Raw genomic sequence first — 21,183 nt, 5'->3', positions numbered from 1 at the left:
CGATGCAGATCAACGACACCCTGATCGACGACACGTTCGCGGAAGCCTTCGCGATGAAGGCGACGCGGCTCGTCATCACCGCGCACACGCCGCGCTGGGCGCGCGCGGCGGCCGATTCGCTGACGGGCTTCGCGACGTCGGTGATCGACTGCGGCTGCGAGGCGGGCATCGAGCACGAAATCCCCGCCGACGCGTCGCCCGATGGCCGGCCCGGCATCTCCGTGCTGATCTTCGCGGTGTCGTCGAAGGAACTGGCGAAGCAGATCGTGCGGCGCGTCGGCCAATGCGTGCTGACGTGCCCGACGACGGCCGTCTACAACGGCATCGATCCCGCGATCACGCGCGCGCCGCTGTCGGACCTTGCGCCGCTCGGCGGCTCGCTGCGCTTTTTCGGCGACGGCTGGCAGATTTCGAAGGTATTGGACGGCGTGCGCTACTGGCGCGTGCCCGTGATGGACGGCGAGTTCGTCTGCGAGGAAACGGTGCAGACGGTGAAGGCCGTCGGCGGCGGCAATCTGCTGCTGCTCGCGCGCGATCTCGACAGCGCGCTGGCGGCAGCGGAAGCCGCCGTCGCCGCAATGCATCGCCTCGCGAATGTGATTACGCCGTTTCCCGGCGGCGTCGTGCGTTCGGGGTCGAAGATCGGGTCGAAATACAAAGGCGCCGTCGCGTCGACGAACGATGCGTTTTGTCCGACATTGATCGGCCTGTCGCATCGCAGCGAACTCGATGCGCAGACAGGCTGCGTACTCGAAATCGTGATCGACGGACTAACGGATGCCGACGTCGGCGAGGCCATGACGGCGGGCATCGACGCGGCATCGGCGGCAGGCAGTGGTGTCGTGCGCATTTCAGCGGGGAACTATGGCGGCAAGCTCGGGCCCTATCATTTCAGGCTGCGCGAACTCGCCGCTGGCATTGTGCAGCGCGAGACGGGCAGCACGTCGGGCGACACATCAGGCAACACGTCGGGCGGCGCAGCGAATGCCGCGAAGGACGGCGCGCCATGACCGCGATTACGTTGCGCGTGAAGCACGCGCCGGGCTTTCGCGTCGACGGCTCGCCGCTGCTGCCGTCGGCGTTGTCGGCGCTGTCGGGCGACGCGATCGAACGGTTGCTGCTGTCCGCCGGCAACGAAGCGTTTGCGATCGGCGATCTGTTCGACGTATCGCTCGCGACGAATGATGGAGAAGCGCGCGTCGTGATCGAAGGTGACGCGCGCTGGCTGGATGGCGTCGGCGCGCAGCTCGATGCAGGCAGCGTGCGCGTAACAGGCCCAGTCGGCGATTACGCCGGCTTACGAATGACGGGCGGCACGCTCGACATCGAAGGCGACGCGGGGCATTTCACCGGCTGCGAAATGCGCGGCGGGCGTCTGACGGTCGAGGGCCGCAGCGGCGATTTCGTCGCGGGTGCGCGGCTGGGCGGAATGGAAGGCATGACGGGCGGCACGCTGATCGTCGCGCGCAACGCGGGCGCGCGCCTCGCCGACCGGATGCGGCGCGGCACCGTGCTGATCGGCGGCGATACGGGCGATTACCCGGCGTCGCGGCTCGTCGCGGGCACGATCGGCATCGCTGGCCGTCTGGGTGCACACTATGGCTATGGCATGCGGCGCGGCACGCTGTTGCTGCTGCAACGGCCGGAACGCGTGCCGCCAACCTTTACGGCCGGCGGGCGCGGCTTCGACGTGTTCTGGTCGCTGCTCGCGCGCACGCTCGCCGCGCAATGCAGCGAGATGGCTTCTGCATCTGCGTTAATGAAGCGACGGCTTACGCCCTTTGCAGCGCTCGATGCGCGCAGGCTGCCGCAGCGCTACACGGGCGATCTTGCCGTCGATGGACGCGGCGAACTGCTGATCGTCGAATAATGCGGGCGCCGCAGAATGATCGAGGGAACCGACATCATGAACGCCACACGCTCGACCGACGTCGCGCGCAGGGAACGGGAAGCGCCAACACGCTACCCGATGTCGCTGATCGTGCTGCACTGGCTGATCGCGTTCGGCATCATCGCGATGCTGGCAATCGGCCTGTACATGGTCGGCTTGCCGCGCGGCCTGCCCTTCAAGGCCACGCTGATCAACTTTCACAAGTCGCTTGGCTTGACGATTTTCCTGCTGGTGCTGATCCGCATCGGAGTTCTCATGGTATCCGGCAGGCCGCCGTTGCCGCCGATGCGAGCGTGGCAACGCGCCGCCGCGAGCGCCACGCAGGTTCTTTTATACGTTTCGATGATCGCGATGCCGGTGACGGGCTATCTGGGCTCGTCGTTCAACACATACGGCACGCGCTTCTGGGGACTCCTGCTGCCGAAATGGGGCTGGGACGACAAGCCGATACGCGAGTTCTGGTTCGGCATTCATGAGATCGCCGCATGGATCTTCATCGTGTTGATCGCGCTGCACGTCGCGGGCGCGATCAAGCATCAGCTGATCGATCGCGACGGACTGTTGCGCAGGATGCTGCCATGACTGCGATGACACTCGACGATCATCAGTCGAAGCGCATTTTCACGGCCTGTTCAGGAGCGCGCGGACAATGAAGATCAAGGTACTCGGTTCGTCGGCGGGCGGAGGCTTTCCGCAATGGAACTGCAACTGCCACAACTGCGACGGCGTGCGCAAGGGCACGCTCAATGCACAGCGGCGCACGCAGTCGTCGATTGCCGTCAGCGTCGACGGCATTGCGTGGCTGCTCGTGAATGCGTCGCCTGATATCCTCACGCAGATCGCTGCGAATCCGGAGATGCAGCCCGCACGCCATGCCCGCGATACGGGCATCGCCGCCGTGCTGCTGATGGATGCGCAGATCGATCACGTGACGGGCCTGCTGATGCTGCGCGAAAACAGCGCGCCGCTCGCGCTGCATGCGACCGAGTCCGTGTGGCAAGACCTGTCGACGGGCTTTCCCATCGTCTCGATCCTGTCGCACTACTGCGGCACCGAGCGTCGCACGATTGCGCTCGATGCGGGCCCGTTCGAAATCGGCGCGCTGCCTGGCGTGCGCATCGAGGCGCTGCCGCTGTCGAGCAAGGCGCCGCCCTACTCGCCGCATCGCACGGCGCCCGAGCGCGGCGACAACATCGGCTTGCTGCTCACCGCGCCCGGTTCGGGCAAGCGCGTGTTCTACGCGCCCGGTCTCGGCGTGCTCGAACCGCAGATCCGCGAAGCGATGCGCAGCGCCGATCTGCTGCTCGTCGACGGCACGACGTGGACGAACGACGAAATGATCGAGCTGGGCCTGTCGAAGAAAACGGCCGCCGACATGGGTCATCTTGCGCAAACGGGCGCGGGCGGCATGATCGATGTGCTGGATTCGCTCGATAGGCCGAACGCGCGAAAGGTGCTAATACATATCAACAACACGAACCCGATTTTGATCGACGACGGTCCCGAGCGGCGCATCCTTGCGCAGCACGGCATCGAAGTCGCGCACGACGGGATGTTGTTCGAACTGTAGGCGGCAGCGCGCGCTGCCAGTACAGACATGGAAACGGAGATTCGATCGATGACTCTCAAGAGCGATGCCGGCCCCGCATGGACCGGCGAAGAATTCGAAGCGCAGTTGCGCGCGAAGGGTCAGGCGTATCACATTCATCACCCGTTCAACGTGAAGATGAACAGCGGCGGATGCTCACGTGAGCAGATTCGCGGCTGGGTCGCGAACCGCTTCTATTATCAGATCAATATTCCGCTGAAGGATGCCGCGATTCTCTCCAATTGCCCCGACCGCGCGACGCGCCGCCGCTGGGTGCTGCGCATTCTCGATCACGACGGCTATGGCGACGACGAAGGCGGCATCGAAACATGGGCGCGCCTGGGCGATGCCGTCGGCCTGTCGCGCGACGAATTGTGGTCGCTCGAACACGTGGTGCCGGGCGTGCGCTTCGCCGTCGACGCGTATGTGAATTTCGCGCGCCGTGCGCCGTGGCAGGAAGCCGTGTGCTCGTCGCTGACGGAGATCTTCGCGCCGCAAATTCATAAGGACAGGCTCGCCACGTGGCCCGAACACTATCCGTGGATCAAGCCCGAAGGACTTGCGTATTTCCGCTCGCGCATCTCGCTTGCGCAGCGCGATGTCGAACATGGCCTCGCCGTCACGCTCGATCACTTCCGCACGCGCGAGCAGCAGGAACGCGCGCTCGACATCCTGCAGTTCAAGCTCGACATTCTGTGGACCATGCTCGACGCAATCGAAAAGGCTTTCCCCGCATGAACACGCCCACGAATGAAAATGCCGCGCAAAACAGTGAAAAGCGCGGCCCGAAGCTCAGCAGCCTGTTCCGTCTGCAATGGGAACCGGCACAGGATGCGCATGTGCTGCTGTATCCCGAGGGCATGGTGAAGCTGAACCAGAGCGCCGCGCAAATCCTGTTGCGCTGTGACGGCACGCGCGACATACCGACGCTCGTCGCCGAACTCGAACAGGCGTTCAACGCGACGGGCCTCGCGCCCGAAGTCGAGGCATTCGTCGACCACGCGCGCTCGCGTGGCTGGCTGGAGTAACAGCATGAGCGATCTCGCGATTGCGGAACGGGAGCACGCGCAGCAGCCGGAGCGCGGCGATGTCGGCCCGCCGTTGTGGCTGCTGGCGGAACTGACGTACCGCTGTCCGCTGCATTGCGCGTTCTGCTACAACCCGGTCGACTACACCCATCATCGCGACGAGCTGAGCACCGCGCAATGGATCGGCGTATTGCGCGAGGCGCGCAAGCTCGGTGCCGCGCAACTCGGCTTTTCAGGCGGCGAGCCGCTGATGCGCGACGATCTCGAAGAACTCGTCGCCGAAGCGCACAAGCTCGGCTTCTATACGAACCTGATCACATCGGGCGTCGGACTGACGGATGCGCGGCTCGACGTGCTGAAGGCGAACGGACTCGATCACATCCAGTTGTCGTTTCAGGATTCGACCCAGGAGCTGAACGACTTTCTGAGCAGCACGCGCACGTTCGACCTGAAGAACCGCGTCGCGCGTTCGATCAAGGCGCACGGCTTTCCGATGGTGCTCAACTGCGTGCTGCATCGCTATAACCTGCCGCACGTCGACAAGATCATCGACATGGCGCTCGCGATGGGCGCCGAATATCTGGAGCTTGCGAACACGCAGTACTACGGCTGGGCGCACGCGAACCGCGCGCAGCTGATGCCGACGGCCGAGCAGCTGCGCGAAGCAGAAGCCGTGGTCGAACGGTATCGCAAGGAGATCGGCAACCGCTGCAAGATCTTCTTCGTCGTGCCCGACTACTTCGAAACGCGGCCCAAGCGCTGCATGAACGGCTGGGGCTCGGTGTTCCTCGGCGTCGCGCCCGATGGCGCCGCGCTGCCCTGTCATTCGGCGCGCTCGCTCCCGGGCCTCACGTTTCCGAACGTGAAGGAGATGCCGCTCGCCGACATCTGGTACGCGAGCGACGCGTTCAACCGCTTTCGCGGCTTCGAGTGGATGAAGGAGCCGTGCCGCAGTTGCGACGAAAAAGAAAAAGACCTCGGCGGCTGCCGCTGCCAGGCGTATCTGCTGACACACGACGCCGCCAATGCCGATCCCGTCTGCGACAAGTCGGAGCATCACGAGCACGTCGTGAACGTCGTGCGCGACGCGGCCCGGCGCGGCGCGGCGCTTGCACCCGACGAACAGCCCGTCATGTTCCGCAACGACGCGAACTCGCGGCGGTTCGCCGGCGGTTCGGAAAGCGGCGCACATGGCGGCACGCGTGCGGCAACGGGAACGGGAACGACAACGACAGCGACGCCCCCAAAAGAGAAAACGCGATCATGACGACGTCCGCCATCTCCGTGCTTCTCGTCGACGATCATGCCGTCGTGCGCGAAGGCTATCGACGTCTGCTAGAACTGAGCCCCGATGTGCGCGTCGCGGGCGAAGCGGCCGACGCGATGCAGGCTTATCAGCGCTTCTGCGCGTTGCAGCCGGATGTCGTCGTGATGGATCTTGCGATGCCGGGCGCAAGCGGCATCGAAGCAATGCGCCGGATGCTCGCGCGCGAGCCCGATGCGCGTGTGCTGATCTTCAGCGTGCACGAAGAGGCGCTCTTCGTGCGCCGCGCGTTCGATGCGGGCGCGAGCGGCTATGTGACGAAGGCGAGCGCCCCCGATGTGCTCGTCGAAGCGGTGCGCGCCGTCGCGCGGCGCGTGCGCTATCTGAGCGCGGACGTCTCCCACGCGCTCGCATTGCGGACGATGTTCAACGAAGGACCGCCCGGACGCCAGCTGTCCGCGCGCGAGTTCGAAGTGCTGCGTCTGCTCGTGCAGGGCTATACGCTGCCCGTGATCGCCGAGCGGCTCGGCCTGAGCCAGAAGACGATTGCGAATCATCAGTCGGCGATCCGGCAGAAGTTCGGCGCGAACAATGGCGTGCAGCTCGTGCAGATCGCGCAGCGTCTCGGGCTACAGTTCTCCGAACTGGCTGCGCCTCACGAACTCTTCGGCTCGTCGGGTTCGATGGGTACACTCGGAACGCTGGGCTCGGGCAGCCCGACATGAGGCGGCACGCGCGCGCATAGCAGAAAGCCTCGTCCCGGCTCGCTCGCGACATGGAACTCGCCGCCGAGCGCCTCGACACGCTCGCGCATGCCGACGAGACCTAGCCCCGCCCGAGGCTTCGACAGATCGGCGCCGGGGCCGTCGTCGGCGACCGTCACGACGACCTCGCCGCCGCGCTCGCCGTCAAGCGGCGCTCTCACCAGATAGATCTCGACGTTCGACTCGCGCGCGAACTTCGACACGTTCGTCAGCGCTTCCTGCACGAAGCGGTAGAGCGTGATGTTGAGCGCGTCGGTGAAGCCGTCGAAGTCGCCGTCGATGGTGAGCTTGAACGACGCATCGGGCAGGCGTTCGCGCCAGCCTTCGACGCAATGCTCCAGTGCGCTCGGCAAGCCGAGTTCATCGAGGCCGATGGGCCGCAGCTTGCGGATCATTCCGCCGATCTGCCGGTAGACGAAGCTCGCGCTTTGCATCACGGCAAGCGACGCGCGATGAATCTCATCGCCATCCGCCGACAGATCGCGAATCCGCGCGGCATCGAGCGCGATCGCGTTCAGGTACTGACCCAGTTCGTCGTGCAGTTCACGCGCGAGATGACGGCGCTCCGCTTCCTGCGCTTCGATGCCCTCGCTCGCAAGGCGCCGGTTGTCGGCGAGCAACCGCTCGGCCTTCTCCTCCGCTGCGCGCCTGCGCAGCAATTCCCTCTGTGATTCACGATAGCGCCGCCACGCGAACCATGCGCAGCCCGCGGCGAGCACGAACATCGTCACGGGCAGTTCGTCGAGCTGATAGCGCTCGCTATTGCGGCTCCAGTGATACGTAAGCTCGCTGACATCGAACGTCGCGCACAACGCCCAGACGATCGCCGCCAGCATCACGACGCACACGAATTCGATCCATGCGGCCGAGCGTGATTCTTTTGCGCGGTCGTGGCCTTTTACGTGACGTTGCGCGTGACCTTTCGCGTGACCCTCCGCCTCGCGCGACGGCGTCGCGCGCTGTTGCGCGGCGGGCGCTTGCGTTGCGCTCGCCGCATCGGCCCGGCTGCCTGCTGCTTGCCGCGGGTCCGGCGCCGGGTTCGCATTCACTGGAGAGAGAGCTTCGGGCATGAGCGTATCGATGGAAGCAGTGACTCATTCTACTCATCCGACGGGCGCCTTTCGCTTCCTGGATGCGTCAGGGAAGGCTTCCCGAAAGAATCGGGAAAGCTTCCCGGGCGATACACACCCTTCATATGCGACGCTGCATCGGTCGGTGGTCAAGGTATGCAGCAGCCTACAAGCTGCAGACAGCCATTCATGCGTAGCCCCAACGATCGGTCGCCGCCGACAACGCTAGAACAACCCGCTGGAGACGACAACCATGAAACATACGCGGCGCACGTCGCGGCGCGCGCGCCGGCATCCGCGCAACGGCACGATTCAGCTCGTAGTCGGCGGCGCGCTGGCGAGTCTCAGCGCGGGCGCATGGTCGCAGGAAGCGACAACACCCATCAGCGTGCAGCAAGCGACAACGCACGAAGCACCACAAAACACGGCACAAAACGAATCGCAAAGCGTTTCGCAAGATGTCGCGCAAAACCAGAACCCTCCGCAGGAAACCGTACAGCCGTCGATACTCGTGATCGGCACGACGCCGCTCGTCGGCATCGGCACGGCCATCGAGCTCGTGCCCGCGAACGTGCAGACCATCCGTGGCCGCGAGATTGCCGGGCAGCATCCGAACACGCTCACCGACTACTTCGCGAGCAATCTGCAGAGCGTCGATATCAACGATGCACAAGGCAACCCGTCGCAGGTCGACATCAACTATCGCGGCTTCACGGCTTCGCCGCTGGTCGGCACGCCGCAGGGACTGTCCGTGTTTCTCGACGGCGTGCGCGTCAACGAGCCATTCGGCGACGTCGTCAACTGGGACCTGATACCGCAAGCCGCAATCGAAACGATCCAGCTTATTCCCGGCTCGAATCCGACCTTCGGCCTCAACACGCTCGGCGGCGCAATCGCGATCACGACGAAGAACGGCAGCACGTCGCCGGGCGGCGAGGCCGAGATCAGCGGCGGCTCGTGGGGACGCAAGAGCGCGCAGATCCAGCAAGGCGGAATGATCGGCAGCAACCTCGACTACTACTTCACGGCGAACGCAATCAACGACGACGGCTGGGCCGATCACAACGGCAGCCGTCTGCGCCAGGCATTCGGCAAGCTGCGTTATCACGATGCCGACAACACGCTGTCGATCTCCGCGGGCGCTGCGGACAACACGCTCGACGGCTCGCAGACGATCCCGCGCTCGTTCCTCGACAACCGTTCGCAGGCTTACACGTTTCCGGATCAGAACAGGAACGAGGTCGGCTATCTGACAATCGCGGGCGAGCATTACTTCACGCCCCATATCCAGTTGAGCGGCAATCTCTACTATCGCCACTACCGCAACGAGAACGTGAGCAGCAACGTCAACGACGACTTCGATCCCGGCGGTCCCGACGATGTGCCGCCCGCGATTAACCTGCAATCGACGATCTTCACCGAAAGCTATGGCGGCAGCCTGCAACTGTCGCTGCTGCAACAGCTCTTCGGCAAACGCAATGAGCTGGTGCTCGGCGTGGCCGCCGATCTGGCGAACTCGCATTTCACCCAGTCGTCGCAAGACGCGGTCTTCACCGACACGCGCGCGACGATCGGCACGGGTCCATTCGTGCCGACCACCGATGCGAAGACGCGCAACGAAACATACGGCCTCTATTTCAACGACACGTTTTCGTTCAACGAGCAATGGTCGATGACGCTTGCGGGCCGCTATAACTGGTCGCGCACGACGATCGGCGACGAGAGCGGCCAGCAGCCGCTGCTCGATGGCCGCCATGTGTTCTCGCGGTTCAATCCCGCCGTCGGCGTCAACTGGAATCCGACCGACAACTTCACCGCCTATGCGACCTACAACGAAGGCATGCGCTCGCCGACGTCGATCGAACTCGCGTGCGCGGACGCGAACGCGCCATGCTCGCTGCCGAACGACTTCATCGCCGACCCGGCTCTGAAACCCGTGATCTCGAAGACGTTTGAAATCGGCGCGCGCGGAAGGCTCGGCGGCAATACGACATGGAGTGCGGCGCTCTATCGCACGACGCTCGACGACGACATCCAGTTCGTCAGCAGCAATGGCGCGTCGACCACGCTCGGCTTCTTTCAGAACGTCGGCAAGACGCGCCGTCAAGGCATCGAGCTCGCGGCGCGCACGAAGTACGGCCCCGTCGGCGTGAGCGCGAGCTATAGCTATGTGGACGCGACGTATCAATCGACATGGACGGAGAGCAGCGCGAGCAATTCGAGCGCCGACGCGAACGGCAACATCACCGTGAAGCCGGGCGACCGCATTCCGGGCATTCCCGCCAATACCGTGAAGCTGCGCGTCGACTACACACCGATCGCGATGTGGAACATCGGCGCGAACCTCACGTATCGCGGCAGTATCTTCGCGCGCGGCGACGAGAATAATCAGGATGTGAACGGCACAGTGGCGGGCTACTTCCTGATCGATCTCGATACGACGTACAACGTGACGAAGCAGCTACAGGTATTCGCGACCGTCAGGAATCTGCTGAACAAGCACTATGCGAACTTTGCGATTCTCGGCGAGAACTTCTTCAATGGGCCGAACCATACATTTGATCCGAACAATGTCACCAACGAGCAGTTTCTCGGAATCGGCGCGCCGCGCGGCGTGTGGGTCGGCTTGCGTTACGCGTGGAAGTAGTTGAAGCACGCACACTTTATATTCCCGCTTACCACCAAAGTCATATAGGCCCAGGCGCCCGCGAAAACCATACTGGGTTCAAGCCGCGTGGCCGCACAGTCATCTTTCGCATGGCCGAGCTTTCGCGAGGCTGACTACGTGTCAACGAATTCAATCCTGTCTTGCTACAGATTCTGATGGTTGTGCACGTCTAAAGTCGGCGTGGCTGTCCGCTTTCTTCCAATGCGACCCACGCTTTTGTCTCGGTCCGGCGCAACCGCGTAATGCGCTGCAATTGTTCGAAGGAGACTCAAATGAAGACGATGCTCATCCTCTGCGGCAGCGTGCTCTGCCTGTCAGTGTCGCAAGCGTATGCACAGGAAAGCGCTACCAACACGGCAACCACGACGCCGGAAACCGTCGTCAACTCGGAAGGCCCCGGCATGTCGGCAACGTCGATGTCGGGCGGCGCGACCATCTCGCATGGAAAGACGCGCAGCGAGGTCTATCAGGATCTCGTACGCTCGCAAAAGAGTGGTGAAGCCGCGCGTCTGAACGAACTCTTCAAGGGCGGCAACTAAGCGAAGCGGTTGCATGCTGTTTGAAAGCCCGGCACGAAGCGGGGCCTGTCAGCGCAGACAGGCCCCGTTGCATATTCGCGTTACGGATCGATGCCGCGTTTCTTCGACCGGCGTGACTGAAAGCGCCCCGCGCCGCCCCGCTCCGCTGGCAATTTCGGCAGCCACGCATGCTCTCCGACGGGCACGGCGGGCGGGCGCGCCGTGGCAGGACAGGCGTGGACAAGTTCATGCGGCGATGCGCCCGGCTGGTCTTCATCGGCCGCTTTCTGTTCGATCCACTTGCGGCTTGCGAGCGGATTCATCGTCGTCGGCGCGATCTTCGCTGTTTTCTGCGACACATTCTTCGATGCCTTCTTCGCTGCCGTCATCGGCGTGATGACCACGGCATCGCCCGTCACCTTCGCTTGCGCGAATAGACGCGACACCTGCGGCGCGGCCGCGCTCGTCCCCGTGATAGCGGCGAGACTTCCGCTGCGCGTGCTGGCGCCGAGCACGCCGATGCAAGCGGGCGAGTCCTCGCCGACGGCAGTCGCGTCGGGTCCGTTCCTCTGCTTCGTGCGCAATGAAGGTCCCGTCGATGAATAGAGCGCCGCCTTGCCGTCCGTACGCCGATAAGCGCCGACCACGACGGTATAGTCACCCGTCGCGATCGAACTCAATGTGCTGCCGCGCCTTATCCACGAGTCCATGTTGCGTTCATCGAAGTCCCTCACATGCGAACCCGAGATGAAGCGCTTGTAGAGCGGATCGTCGAAGCGCGACTGGCGTCCGCGCATCGGAAAGCCGAACGCCGTTTCGTTGCGCTGTACCCACGCGTGTATGTTCAGCGCGTCGCCGCGACGCGCCGTGTTCGATACAGTCACGCTCCAGTTGCCTGCCGGCGTTGCATCGCGCGACGGATCGCGCGTGATCGTGGGCGCGAGCGCGATCAGGATCATCCTGTTGTCGCCCGTCGCGACGCGGTCCAGATACACGGATGCGCACAGCACATTGCTGCCCGGTTGCCACGCGTACAAATTTTTCACCGACATGGCAGGGCTTTTATCGCCCGTCGGCGGGCACACCTGAATTTTGACCTTCGACGGATCGGCGTGCTCGGGCAACCAGATCTCCAGAAAACTGGGCGTCGCGCAATCGGGCAACACACGCCATGTGAGGCTCTTCGATTCGCCATGCGCAAGCTCGATATTCGCATGACAGCGCAGCAGGTTGCTGTTCCCAGCGGGCACGACGACGGACAGATCGCGATGCTGAGCGATCAGCTCGTCGATGGCCCGTTCGATGATCGAGCTGCCGTCATGCGGTCCCGCCATATAGCCGTAGCTCAGATTGAGCACCACGCAGTAGTCGTGGCCGTGGCTTCGCGCGAGATCGTCGGCGCGGCGCAAGATGTAGCGCATCGCATCGAGCGCCTGAGTGGCGAACCAGAGTCCCGACGTATCGCGCACGGTCCGTCCAGGCGTCCTGAACTGCACGCCGATCAGACGCACTTTCTCCAGCGCCTTCCTTTCGTCGCCCTGCCGCTGCAGGAAAGCCGCATGCAGATCGCCGGGCCGCACGCCGCCTGCGAGGTCCAGCGCTTCCGTTCCGTGCGCCCAGCGCCTGCGCACGCCGATATAGCCTGCCTCCCGATACGCGGCGTCTTCGTCGATCAATCCGCCTTGCGTGTAACGCGCGAGCATATCGTCGATGCCGGCCTTCGAAAGTTCCCGTCCATAGTGCAGACCAGGCGGCGTGCCGGGCGTGTCGTCCTGATTCCAGAAGTATTCGATCCGCGTGGCCGACGGATCGCCGGAAGAACGAAAGCGTTCGTGCGCGAATGCGAGGCCGTCGTCCATCACGCCGAGGAACACGATGCGCTCGCGCTTCGCGCCCGCTGCGCCTGTCTTTGCCTGGGAAGCGGCAGCGAACTGCGGGCCCGTGCCCGTTGCGAGCGCCGTCGTGGCCTGCGATGCGCCAGCAGGCTGATCGTCGGGCACGATCGGCATGCCGAGTTCGAAGCGCTTCACGAAGCCCTTTAACGTCGTATCGAGTTTCGCAAAGAACACTTTCGTGATGGAGGCCGTCAGAAAGTGCGTGTGCTCGAGATCGCGCGGCGGATAGCGATAGAGCGACGACACACGTAGCCACGCTTTCCACCCCGCGTGCGTGCTTTCGAGACTCTCCGCGAACGACTGCGCCGTCAACGGCGAGCCATCCGGCCCAAGCTCTTCGAGCTCGATGATGACGCGCACCCAGCCCGCAGGCGGTCCGCCCAGATCGGCGAACAGCGTCGCATCGGCCCATGCCAGATACGGGTCGGCCCGCGCCGTGCCGTTCGCGCGCCCCGTCCAGTCCAGACCGCTCCACGCGCCCGTCTTGCCCGTCAACGATTGCCAGGTCATCGCCCACCTCGCTCGAACAGGATGAAGACGCTAGAACATCGTGTTCGCGAGGGCGTTGCCGTTCCACTCGCTCTCAGCCTGGCTCCACAGCCACGACAGAATGTTCGAACCGTCGACGGATTGCGCGCCCGGCTTCTTCCAGCCGAGAAACGGAAACTTCGCCAGCACGGTCGCCTTCGATATCTTGTGCGCCTTTGCGTATGCATCGACATCGTCGTCGCTCAGCGGCTCGTGATAATCGAAGTCGGGATTGCCGTCAGGGTTCTTCGCCGACAGCACATGCCCCTTGAACTCGCGCGACGTGATCTTGCCGTCTGCGAGAGGATCGCGCTTCGCACTTCCTCTCGGCTTCCTCAGGTTGCGCATGCAGCGCGCGACGAAGTACTCGCCGAGCGCGATGCCGAGCACATGACCCGCAATGCTGTCGATGGGGAAATGAACGCCCGCCACCGTTCGGTTGACGGCGACGCGATACGCCTGGCGCATCGCCTGCTGGTAGTAGACGGTATGGCGGCCCTGCTTGAACAGCGCGCACAGCACGACGGCGATGATGAACGCCTGGGTCGAGTGGCCGCTCGGCAGCGAACCGTGCCCCGGCGTCTGGATCATCGGCTGCACCTGTTGCGAGTACTCCACCGCTCGTGGCGCCGCGATTGCATGCTTGAAGCGGATTTCGGCGTAAATCGCGAGGCGCACTGCGGTATCGAGCAGTTCGATCGTCTTCGGCGTGCGGCTCGGATGCAGATAGATCAGCATGCTCCAGAAGGCCAGTTGCGGCCCCATCTGGCAGAGAATTTCCGCTGAGCGATCTTCGCGAAGGTCCGCATAGAAGTCGAGCCATTCGGCCTGCTTCGCGAACACGTCCTTATCCGGACGATGCAGGCTCACGATATCGATTCCGGTGCCGCCCCTCGCCGGCCGGTGCGAGAGCTGCGGATACGCGAGCGTCTTGCTCCCTTCGTTCTGTATCCAGAAGTGCAGGTTCGACAGCAGCTCGAAATCGAACACCGTCGCGCGCACCCACGGCTCCCATCGCCATAGCTGACGGTAGTCGTCGATTGCACAGAAGTTCTGCTTGTCGAAATCGACCGTGACGCGTTCCGGCGGATGCCAGCTGCCGACAATGCCATCGCGATGCCCGATCAGCGCGCCGGCAAGAAGCGGCCCATCCGCCGACCCGCCGCCCACATCGTAGACGCCGCCCGCGCCGCCGCCGCCCGAAGGCACGCCTGCACCGCCCGCACCGCCTGCGCCACCCGCTCCGCCTGCGCCGCCCGCACCACCTGCGCCACCCGCTCCCCCTGCTCCTCCTGCACCGCCAAGTCCGCTCACGATAGGCCTCCTCTGTCAGGAATCCTGCACCGCATTCAAACCTTCTTTTACGCAGGCAAGCCTGCCTGCCGCAATGCTTCCGACCATATCTTCCCGGTCTTGTACGCGCCGCTCGGCGAGCGTTCGAGATAGCTCGTGACCGTCAGCGTCGGCTCGATCGCGAGTACTTCGTTGAGCGTCAGCCTCGCGGCATAGACATCGCCGAGCAGCGATTGCGCAATCGCCAGCGCGCGCAATGTCGATGTATGGGTGCGATTCACGCGCAACGAGCGCTGCGCGAGTTCGACGGCGCGCTCATAGCGCCCGGCCGACAGCGCCGCCGTCGCGCCCAGTGATTCGTAGAAGTAGCGCAACGGATCGAGCGGCGACAGGCGCAGCGCGCGCTCGGTCGCGTCGACGGCTTCATCGCCTTCGCCTTCGAATGCGAGCAGCGTGCCTTTGAGCAGCCACGCAAGCGAATCGTTTGGATTGACCGCGAGCGCGCTTTCGTAGCGCTGCTGTCCGACGTCGAGCTGCTTGAGGAGGTTCGTATGCACGAAGCCGTCGATCGTCATCGCGAGCGAGCATTCGGGATCGGCGTCGAGTGCGCGGCGCGTGCAGCCAAGCGCGGCCTGCGCCTCGGCGGCGCGATCGTTGGTCCAGCCTCGATTGAAACGCAGTACGTGCCATTTCCCGAGCCACGCATGCGGCAAGGCCTGTCTGCGTGCACGCTCGATCAGCGCTTCGAGCATGTCGCGCGCACGATTGAAATCATGCGAGACGCCGCGATGCATCAGCACGATCGCGCTCATCAGCAGCGTCGAGCTTTCGAGCGTCGGCAGCGCCTGCGAGCGCGCGCGCTGCAACTCGCGGTCGATGATCGCGCCGCTCGTTTCGGCGACGATGCGATCGATCATTTCGTCTTCGCCGAGCATGATGTGCGTCGCGCGCCCTTTGATGCTCGCCGTCCACAGAATGTGGCGCGACTTCGCTTCCGCGAGTTCGGCGACCAGCACGACCTGATCGCCCGACGTCCGATACGCGCCCGACAGCACGTAACGCGCGCCGAGAAACGCACTGATTTCGTCGAGCGTCGCATCGCGCTCGCGAAACGCCGTCGTCGACAGACGCGAGATCACTTGCAGTTCGGCCGTGCGCGACAGCGACGAGATGATCTCGTCCGCCATCACTTCGCCGAGCACCTGTTGCCCCGCCTCGCTGCCGCGCGACGCGAAAGGAATCACGGCGATCGTCGGCCGCAGCTCGGGCAGGAATGCGGTCCCGCGTTCGATCACGGGACGCGGACCAGGCGGGCCGATCCGATACGCGCGCACGGGCTGATCGAAATGCTTGACGTGACATTCGCCCAGATCTTCGATGTCGGCATCGAGATCGGGTGTCAGCTGATCCCGCACCTGCGCCGAAACGACGATCTCGCCAGGCCCCGCGAGCGTATAGAGCCGCGCCGCGAGATTGACGCCGCGGCCATAGACGTCGCGCTCGTCTTCGTATAGCTCGGTGACGTGCAGGCACATGCGCAACAACATGTGCTGCTGCGGCGGCAGCCCCGTGTTGACTTCGCCCGACGCGTGCTGGATCTCGAAGGTCGCCGCGAGCCCGTCGCGCAGCTCGACGAACGTGACCATCAGTCCGTCGCCTTCCGTTCTGATCAGCCGTCCGCGATGCGCGGGTACGATGTCGTTCTCGATGTGTGCCTTGAACTTGCGCCACCGTCCCGCTGCTTCCACTTCGTTGTCCTGGATCAGCCGGCACGATTCCACGAGGTCCATGAACAGAACCGTGCGGACGACGCGCGCCAATCCGTCGGATGGGCAGGAAGAATCTGTGATCACCTTCTTCAAGCCTTTTTGAAGAGCACCTGCTACCGGCTCACGATCCGTTGCATCGCGATGAGGCAACTCTGCGAATGTCTCGCAATGCAATTGCGGCACACGCGCCATATGGCGCTGCGCAGAGTTGATCGAACAAACGGATGGTTCGCCTGTCTTGCCGGGCGCTGTGGAATGCGCGCCCGACACCTCGGATCGACGTGCGATTGCTATGTGTTATAGATCAAAAAATACCGTTTAAAACGGCCTTTTTTCTTGCAACGCACGTGCGTCATTCGTTGATGGGAACGAGGGCACAGCGATTGATAGCGCGTATGTAAATAAACCGCTGCAAACGAAACTAGCTTTTCGAGCGCAGCTTGTCCGCTTCGAGTCGCCGCGTGATCAGGTGGATCAGATACGTCGCGAACTCGGGGTCCTGATAGTAGAGGCGCATCGCGTCAGTGGCCGATACCATCAGCAGTTCGCAATCGCTGACGCAGCGCGCGGTGCAGGTACGCCGATGGTCGGGCGAGAAGAGTCCGATCTCGCCGAGTATCGCGCCGCGCCCCACTTCGATATTGATCTCCGCGAGACTCACGGTGCCGCGCACGACGTAGTACAGCGCATCGCTGGGATCGTTCTTGTGAAAGAGCACTTCGCCGGACTTGAAGCGCGTGGGCGTCGTGAACGCGAGCAGCCTGCCGACGGAAAGCTGGCCATCGAGCGCGCGATGCAACTGCGCATCGCCGATCTGCCGCAGCCGCGCGGCCGCCACGCTCGCCTGCCCGCGGCTGCCGACCTTCAGCGCCTTGTACACGGTGTACAGATGCACCTTGACGGTGCCCTCCGTGATGTTCAACTGCTTCGCGATCGACTTGTTCGTTTCGCCGCGCGCCGCCAGCGCAAGCACCTGGATCTGGCGCGGCGTCAACACGTGCTCCTTGATTTCGTCGGCGAGCGCATCGGATGCGTGCACATCGTTCTCAGTTGCACGCAGCGCTGCTTCATCCGGCACGAGCGGCGTCGAAGCGGGATACCGGCTGCCCGCGAGCAGAAGACGCAGCGCATCCAGCAGCGCCTCGCCCGATTCCGATTTGTCGAGATGGCCCGCGACGCCTGCCGCGACGAATTCCTCGACGGTCTGCGGATCGACGGCCGTCAACAGCACGAGCACGGGCAGTCCCGTCTGCAGCCGCTGCGACGCGTGGGCCACGCTGAGCGCGTCGGGCACGCTGTCGCCGTCGAGCACGACGAGGTCGGCGAGCCGTTCATCGTCGAGTATGTTCGAGGCGAAGTCCGCGCATTTCACTTGCACGCACTCGGCCAGGTCGCCGAGCAGACGCGCGACGCCATCGCGAAACAGACCTGCGGGAGCGATGAAAAGAATCAGCATGCGCGTGACGTGCTTTCCGGATGGTCCAGAGTCCGTACGCACTGCTTGCAGCCGTCTTTATCGTATGAATATAGTGTCGTGGCGAATGAAAGCGTGCGCGTCGCTAACCGTTATAGGCGACGCAAGACAATGCGTCTCGCTGCCGATCGGGTTTCAGTGCTTCAACGCACGAACGTCTCGACGATTCCCGCACCCGCGCACAACAGCACGACGAGCAAAGGCCGCACGTTCCAGCACGTGAGCAGGAACAGCGACACGACTGCGACGGCGAAATCGGTTGCCGACAATACGGCGCTCGTCCACACAGGCGCATAAAACGCGCTCGCCAGCAGACCGACGACGGCGGCATTCGCGCCCGCAAGCAATGCGGCAACGGACGGACGCGTTCTCAATGCCTGCCAGTGCGGCAACACGGCGATGACGAGCAGCAGTCCCGGCAGAAAGATGCCGACGGTTGCGCAGAGCGCGCCGAGCCAGTGCGCGGATGAAGGGCTCATCATCCAGCCGAGGTACGACGCGAACGTGAAGAGCGGTCCCGGAACGGCCTGCGCCGCGCCGTAGCCCGCGAGAAAATCATTCGCAGAAATCCATCCGCTTGCGACCGTCGCCTGTTGCAGCAGCGGCAGCACGACATGGCCGCCGCCGAACACGAGCGCGCCCGAACGATAGAACACATCGAAGATCCTGATCGTCCACGTGGCAGGCAGAAGCGCTTCCAGTGCGGGCAAGCCTGCGAGCAGAACGCAGAACAGCACGAGCGCAATGCCGCTTGCGGCGCGCGGCAAGGCGAAGGCGTGCGCGTCGGCGGAAGCGCTGCCTGCAACGGGTGCCGACGATGCCACCGATGCCGACGATGCCACCGACATTCGCCACACGACGATGCCGAGCAACGCGCCGCCGCCGATCACGATGAGCTGCGCGTACACCGTATCGAGCACGCTCAGCAGCGCGAGCGCGGCAAGCGCAATCGCGGCGCGCGCACGATCGGGACACAGGCGGCGCGCCATGTCCCAGATCGCCTGCGCGACGACGGCCACGGCGACCAGCTTCAGCCCATGAACGAGTCCTTTGCCGAGCGTGTTGTCGAGCAGTCGTGCAAGGCTCGCGTAACCCGTCAGCAAGACTGCCGAAGGCAGCGTGAAGCCCAGCCACGCCGCGAGCCCGCCCCACCATCCGGCGCGCAGCAAGCCAATCGAAAAGCCGACCTGGCTGCTCGCCGGTCCGGGCAGGAACTGGCACAGCGCAATGAGATCGGAGTATGTCTTATCGTCGAGCCAGCGGCGGCGCTCGACGAACTCGCGGCGGAAATATCCAAGGTGCGCAATCGGCCCGCCGAAGCAGGTGCAGCCCATTTGCAGGAAGACCCATAGCACTTCGAATGCGTTGCCTGCGCGCGTCTGTCGACGCGACGTGCTTTCACTTTCCATAAAGGTCGCCGACGGGCGTGAAGTCTGGATTCGCGCATTGCGCCGATGTGAACGGCAATGCGCGCATCACTCTAACGCAAACCGCGAGCGCGAGGTGTTATCCAGCTTACGTGGGCGCGCCGGCAGTGAGATGAACGGGAACAGCCGCCCGTCTTGCGCTTTTAGTCGGTGTGCAGAGCGGGCATCGTGTGCCGATCGCCCGTCCTGCTTCGCGCTTCACTTGAGATCGACGGTCACGAAGCTGCGCGCGTGATTGCGCTGGATCAGCAACGCGGCCTTCTTGCCCGCCTTCGCCGCGAGCGACGCGAGTTCATCCTGCGATGCGACCAGCGTGCCGTTGAGCGACAGCACGACATCGCCGGGCTTGATGCCGGCGCTGCCCGCCGTCCCCGACACGTTCTCGACCATCAGACCTTCGGCGAGGCCCGTGGTGCGCCGCTCGTCATCCGTGAGGGGATGCATCGTGAGGCCGAGATGATCCAGCGGACCTGCACCGCTCATGCTCGTGCTCACCTCCGTGCCCCCGGCAGCATCCGGCTGTTGCGCCGATGCGCCGACGCCGACCATCACCGTCATCTGCTTGCGATTGCGAATGAGCGTCAGCGGGACTTTCGTTCCCAATGGCAGCGCCTCGTCCTGCGCGGCGAAATCGGCTGCGTGTTCGACGGGCTTGTCGGCGAGTTTTACGATCACGTCGCCGGGCTTGAGGTTGCTCGCCGCAGCCGGGCTGCCCGGGTCGACGGCGATCACGAGCGCACCCGCCGCGCGCGGCAGGCCGAATGCGCCCGCCAGCCCCGGATCGACGTCCTGCACCTGGATGCCCAGGCTGCCGCGCGCGTTCGCGTTCTTGTCCTGGCTTTGCAACTGCGCGCGCACCTTGTTCGCCATATTGATCGGGATAGCGAACGTCAGGCTCTGGGAACGTTCGCCATCGCCGTATACCTGCACGTCGATGCCGACCACTTCGCCCGCGCGGTTGAACACGGGGCCGCCGGAATTGTCGGGGTTCAACGAAACGTTCGTCTGGAAGAACGGAAACGTGCTGCCATCGGCGAGCGTGCGCGAAGTCGCGCTGACGATGCCCGCCGTCACCGTGTTCTGGTAGCTGTCGGGCGAGCCGATCGTCAGCACCTGCTCGCCGACTCGCACGCGCGTCGAGTCGCCGAGCTTGACGGTCGGCAGCTTCGTCGCGTCGATCTGGATCACGGCGACGTCGCTCTGCGTATCGACGGCCACCACCTTCGCCTTGAACTCGCGCCGGTCGGTCAGGCGAACGGTCACGTCATCCGACTGATCGACGACATGCGCCGTCGTCAGAATGAGGCCGTTCGGGCTCACGATAAAACCCGAGCCGACACCCGAGATCGCGCGCGGCGAACTGCTCTGGCCGTCCTGCGAATGCGGCATGGTCTGCTTGAAGAACGCGAAGAGTGGATCGTCACCGTCGATCGCCTCGGAGCCAGGCCCCGAAGCCGGCGCCGTAGCCGAAGCGGGCGCCGCGCCCGCCGCCGTCTTGTCCTGCACCACCGCGCGGATGTTCACGACAGCCGGCCCATAACGCTCGACGATCATCGGAAAGTCGATGGACGTGTTCGCCGGTGCGGTCCGCTTCTCTTTCGCTGGCGCGACGGCCCCCGCGGATGCGGACGCGGCGGCGGGAGACGCGGTCGCCGCGAATGCGTCGGTGCAGGAATAGCCGGCGAGACATGCCGTCGTCACGGCGATGTAAAACACGCTGCGGGATAGGGTCGGGTGAAGCACAGCGCACCTCCATGGCGGTCGTTATGCCTGGCACTGTGAAGAAATTATTTCGCGCGCGGCGGCAAGCGAGTGTGATGCAGCACACCGATGAAGTCGAAAAGAAAAGGAGCCCAGTCAGCCGGCGCGACGGATAGGGTCGGGCGCTCCATGCGCGAGCGCGCATGGATGAGATCGACCCGTTATGCGTTTTTCGGCGGATCGAAGCCGACGTGAGATTCAGCTGCATGTTTGCCGCGATGGACGATGAGGGATGCGAGCGATAC

17 protein-coding genes are annotated in these 21,183 nt (G+C 64.1%); 10 read left to right on the top strand and 7 right to left on the bottom strand.

The window, feature by feature from the left end; translation table 11 throughout:
* Positions 1-2 precede the first annotated feature (2 nt).
* The 8 genes from fhcD to BMW76_RS25825 all read left to right on the top strand — a co-directional run bounded on the left by fhcD (position 3) and on the right by BMW76_RS25825 (position 6,496).
* Positions 3-1,010 carry a formylmethanofuran--tetrahydromethanopterin N-formyltransferase gene (fhcD, locus tag BMW76_RS25860; protein ID WP_245763390.1) on the top strand — a complete coding sequence of 336 codons (1,008 nt, stop codon included), beginning with the start codon at positions 3-5 and terminating at the stop codon, positions 1,008-1,010.
* The gene (locus BMW76_RS25855) at positions 1,007-1,870 is read left to right on the top strand and encodes a formylmethanofuran dehydrogenase subunit C (protein ID WP_090870367.1); all 864 of its coding nucleotides are present in this window, start codon (positions 1,007-1,009) and stop codon (positions 1,868-1,870) included. The genes fhcD and BMW76_RS25855 overlap by 4 nt, the downstream gene beginning before the upstream one ends.
* Before the next feature lie 36 nt (positions 1,871-1,906).
* Positions 1,907-2,473 carry a cytochrome b gene (locus tag BMW76_RS25850; RefSeq protein WP_090870496.1) on the top strand — a complete coding sequence of 189 codons (567 nt, stop codon included), beginning with the start codon at positions 1,907-1,909 and terminating at the stop codon, positions 2,471-2,473.
* A gap of 67 nt (positions 2,474-2,540) precedes the next feature.
* Positions 2,541-3,461, top strand: coding sequence for a pyrroloquinoline quinone biosynthesis protein PqqB (gene pqqB / locus BMW76_RS25845; RefSeq protein ID WP_090870365.1), 921 nt, complete (start codon positions 2,541-2,543; stop codon positions 3,459-3,461).
* A 48-nt stretch (positions 3,462-3,509) separates the two neighbouring features.
* Positions 3,510-4,217 (top strand): pyrroloquinoline-quinone synthase PqqC, encoded by a 708-nt coding sequence (pqqC, locus tag BMW76_RS25840; RefSeq protein WP_090870494.1) that lies wholly within the window; start codon positions 3,510-3,512, stop codon positions 4,215-4,217.
* Positions 4,214-4,507: a pyrroloquinoline quinone biosynthesis peptide chaperone PqqD gene (gene pqqD, locus BMW76_RS25835; protein ID WP_090870363.1), complete on the top strand. Its 294-nt coding sequence runs from the start codon at positions 4,214-4,216 to the stop codon at positions 4,505-4,507. The genes pqqC and pqqD overlap by 4 nt, the downstream gene beginning before the upstream one ends.
* Before the next feature lie 4 nt (positions 4,508-4,511).
* Positions 4,512-5,774, top strand: coding sequence for a pyrroloquinoline quinone biosynthesis protein PqqE (gene pqqE / locus BMW76_RS25830; RefSeq protein WP_090870361.1), 1,263 nt, complete (start codon positions 4,512-4,514; stop codon positions 5,772-5,774).
* Positions 5,771-6,496: a response regulator transcription factor gene (locus BMW76_RS25825; protein ID WP_090870359.1), complete on the top strand. Its 726-nt coding sequence runs from the start codon at positions 5,771-5,773 to the stop codon at positions 6,494-6,496. Before pqqE ends, BMW76_RS25825 begins: the two co-directional genes overlap by 4 nt.
* Here BMW76_RS25825 and BMW76_RS25820 read toward each other — a convergent pair.
* Complete coding sequence (locus BMW76_RS25820) at positions 6,427-7,605, bottom strand: sensor histidine kinase (RefSeq protein WP_245763389.1); 1,179 nt, start codon at positions 7,603-7,605, stop codon at positions 6,427-6,429. The two genes, BMW76_RS25825 and BMW76_RS25820, sit on opposite strands and share 70 nt — an antisense overlap.
* A gap of 253 nt (positions 7,606-7,858) precedes the next feature.
* Here BMW76_RS25820 and BMW76_RS25815 point away from each other — a divergent pair, with 253 nt between their 5' ends.
* Both BMW76_RS25815 and BMW76_RS25810 read left to right on the top strand, forming a co-directional pair.
* Positions 7,859-10,252 (top strand): TonB-dependent receptor, encoded by a 2,394-nt coding sequence (locus BMW76_RS25815; RefSeq protein ID WP_090870357.1) that lies wholly within the window; start codon positions 7,859-7,861, stop codon positions 10,250-10,252.
* A 293-nt stretch (positions 10,253-10,545) separates the two neighbouring features.
* Positions 10,546-10,812, top strand: a complete 267-nt coding sequence (locus BMW76_RS25810; RefSeq protein ID WP_090870355.1) for a hypothetical protein — start codon at positions 10,546-10,548, stop codon at positions 10,810-10,812.
* 80 nt (positions 10,813-10,892) lie between these two features.
* Here BMW76_RS25810 and BMW76_RS25805 read toward each other — a convergent pair whose 3' ends face one another.
* The 6 genes from BMW76_RS25805 to BMW76_RS25780 form a co-directional block, all read right to left on the bottom strand.
* On the bottom strand, positions 10,893-13,196 hold the full coding sequence (locus tag BMW76_RS25805) for a S8 family serine peptidase (protein ID WP_090870353.1): 2,304 nt from the start codon (positions 13,194-13,196) through the stop codon (positions 10,893-10,895).
* 30 nt (positions 13,197-13,226) lie between these two features.
* A complete protein-coding gene (locus BMW76_RS25800) occupies positions 13,227-14,528 on the bottom strand; it encodes a phosphatase PAP2 family protein (RefSeq protein WP_090870351.1) in 1,302 nt (433 codons plus the stop codon).
* 47 nt (positions 14,529-14,575) lie between these two features.
* Positions 14,576-16,297 (bottom strand): adenylate/guanylate cyclase domain-containing protein, encoded by a 1,722-nt coding sequence (locus tag BMW76_RS25795; RefSeq protein ID WP_245763388.1) that lies wholly within the window; start codon positions 16,295-16,297, stop codon positions 14,576-14,578.
* 400 nt (positions 16,298-16,697) lie between these two features.
* Positions 16,698-17,732, bottom strand: coding sequence for a LuxR C-terminal-related transcriptional regulator (locus BMW76_RS25790; RefSeq protein ID WP_090870349.1), 1,035 nt, complete (start codon positions 17,730-17,732; stop codon positions 16,698-16,700).
* Between the two features lie 161 nt (positions 17,733-17,893).
* The gene (gene chrA / locus BMW76_RS25785) at positions 17,894-19,159 is read right to left on the bottom strand and encodes a chromate efflux transporter (protein WP_090870347.1); all 1,266 of its coding nucleotides are present in this window, start codon (positions 19,157-19,159) and stop codon (positions 17,894-17,896) included.
* 216 nt (positions 19,160-19,375) lie between these two features.
* Positions 19,376-20,920, bottom strand: a complete 1,545-nt coding sequence (locus BMW76_RS25780; protein ID WP_090870345.1) for a trypsin-like peptidase domain-containing protein — start codon at positions 20,918-20,920, stop codon at positions 19,376-19,378.
* Positions 20,921-21,183 lie beyond the last annotated feature (263 nt).

Source organism: Paraburkholderia diazotrophica, assembly GCF_900108945.1.
GTDB lineage: Bacteria > Pseudomonadota > Gammaproteobacteria > Burkholderiales > Burkholderiaceae > Paraburkholderia > Paraburkholderia diazotrophica.
The sequence above is the reverse complement of the archived record's forward strand: the minus strand, read 5'-3'. Positions and strand labels throughout refer to the sequence as shown.

Coding starts and splice junctions, on each gene's coding strand:
- pqqE (WP_090870361.1), top strand. CDS start 4,512: ATGAGCGATCTCGCGATTGCGGAACGGGAGCACGCGCAGCAGCCGGAG.
- pqqC (WP_090870494.1), top strand. CDS start 3,510: ATGACTCTCAAGAGCGATGCCGGCCCCGCATGGACCGGCGAAGAATTC.
- fhcD (WP_245763390.1), top strand. CDS start 3: ATGCAGATCAACGACACCCTGATCGACGACACGTTCGCGGAAGCCTTC.
- pqqB (WP_090870365.1), top strand. CDS start 2,541: ATGAAGATCAAGGTACTCGGTTCGTCGGCGGGCGGAGGCTTTCCGCAA.
- BMW76_RS25810 (WP_090870355.1), top strand. CDS start 10,546: ATGAAGACGATGCTCATCCTCTGCGGCAGCGTGCTCTGCCTGTCAGTG.
- BMW76_RS25795 (WP_245763388.1), bottom strand. CDS start 16,297: ATGGACCTCGTGGAATCGTGCCGGCTGATCCAGGACAACGAAGTGGAA.
- BMW76_RS25820 (WP_245763389.1), bottom strand. CDS start 7,605: ATGCCCGAAGCTCTCTCTCCAGTGAATGCGAACCCGGCGCCGGACCCG.
- BMW76_RS25815 (WP_090870357.1), top strand. CDS start 7,859: ATGAAACATACGCGGCGCACGTCGCGGCGCGCGCGCCGGCATCCGCGC.
- BMW76_RS25850 (WP_090870496.1), top strand. CDS start 1,907: ATGAACGCCACACGCTCGACCGACGTCGCGCGCAGGGAACGGGAAGCG.
- pqqD (WP_090870363.1), top strand. CDS start 4,214: ATGAACACGCCCACGAATGAAAATGCCGCGCAAAACAGTGAAAAGCGC.
- chrA (WP_090870347.1), bottom strand. CDS start 19,159: ATGGAAAGTGAAAGCACGTCGCGTCGACAGACGCGCGCAGGCAACGCA.
- BMW76_RS25855 (WP_090870367.1), top strand. CDS start 1,007: ATGACCGCGATTACGTTGCGCGTGAAGCACGCGCCGGGCTTTCGCGTC.
- BMW76_RS25790 (WP_090870349.1), bottom strand. CDS start 17,732: ATGCTGATTCTTTTCATCGCTCCCGCAGGTCTGTTTCGCGATGGCGTC.
- BMW76_RS25805 (WP_090870353.1), bottom strand. CDS start 13,196: ATGACCTGGCAATCGTTGACGGGCAAGACGGGCGCGTGGAGCGGTCTG.
- BMW76_RS25825 (WP_090870359.1), top strand. CDS start 5,771: ATGACGACGTCCGCCATCTCCGTGCTTCTCGTCGACGATCATGCCGTC.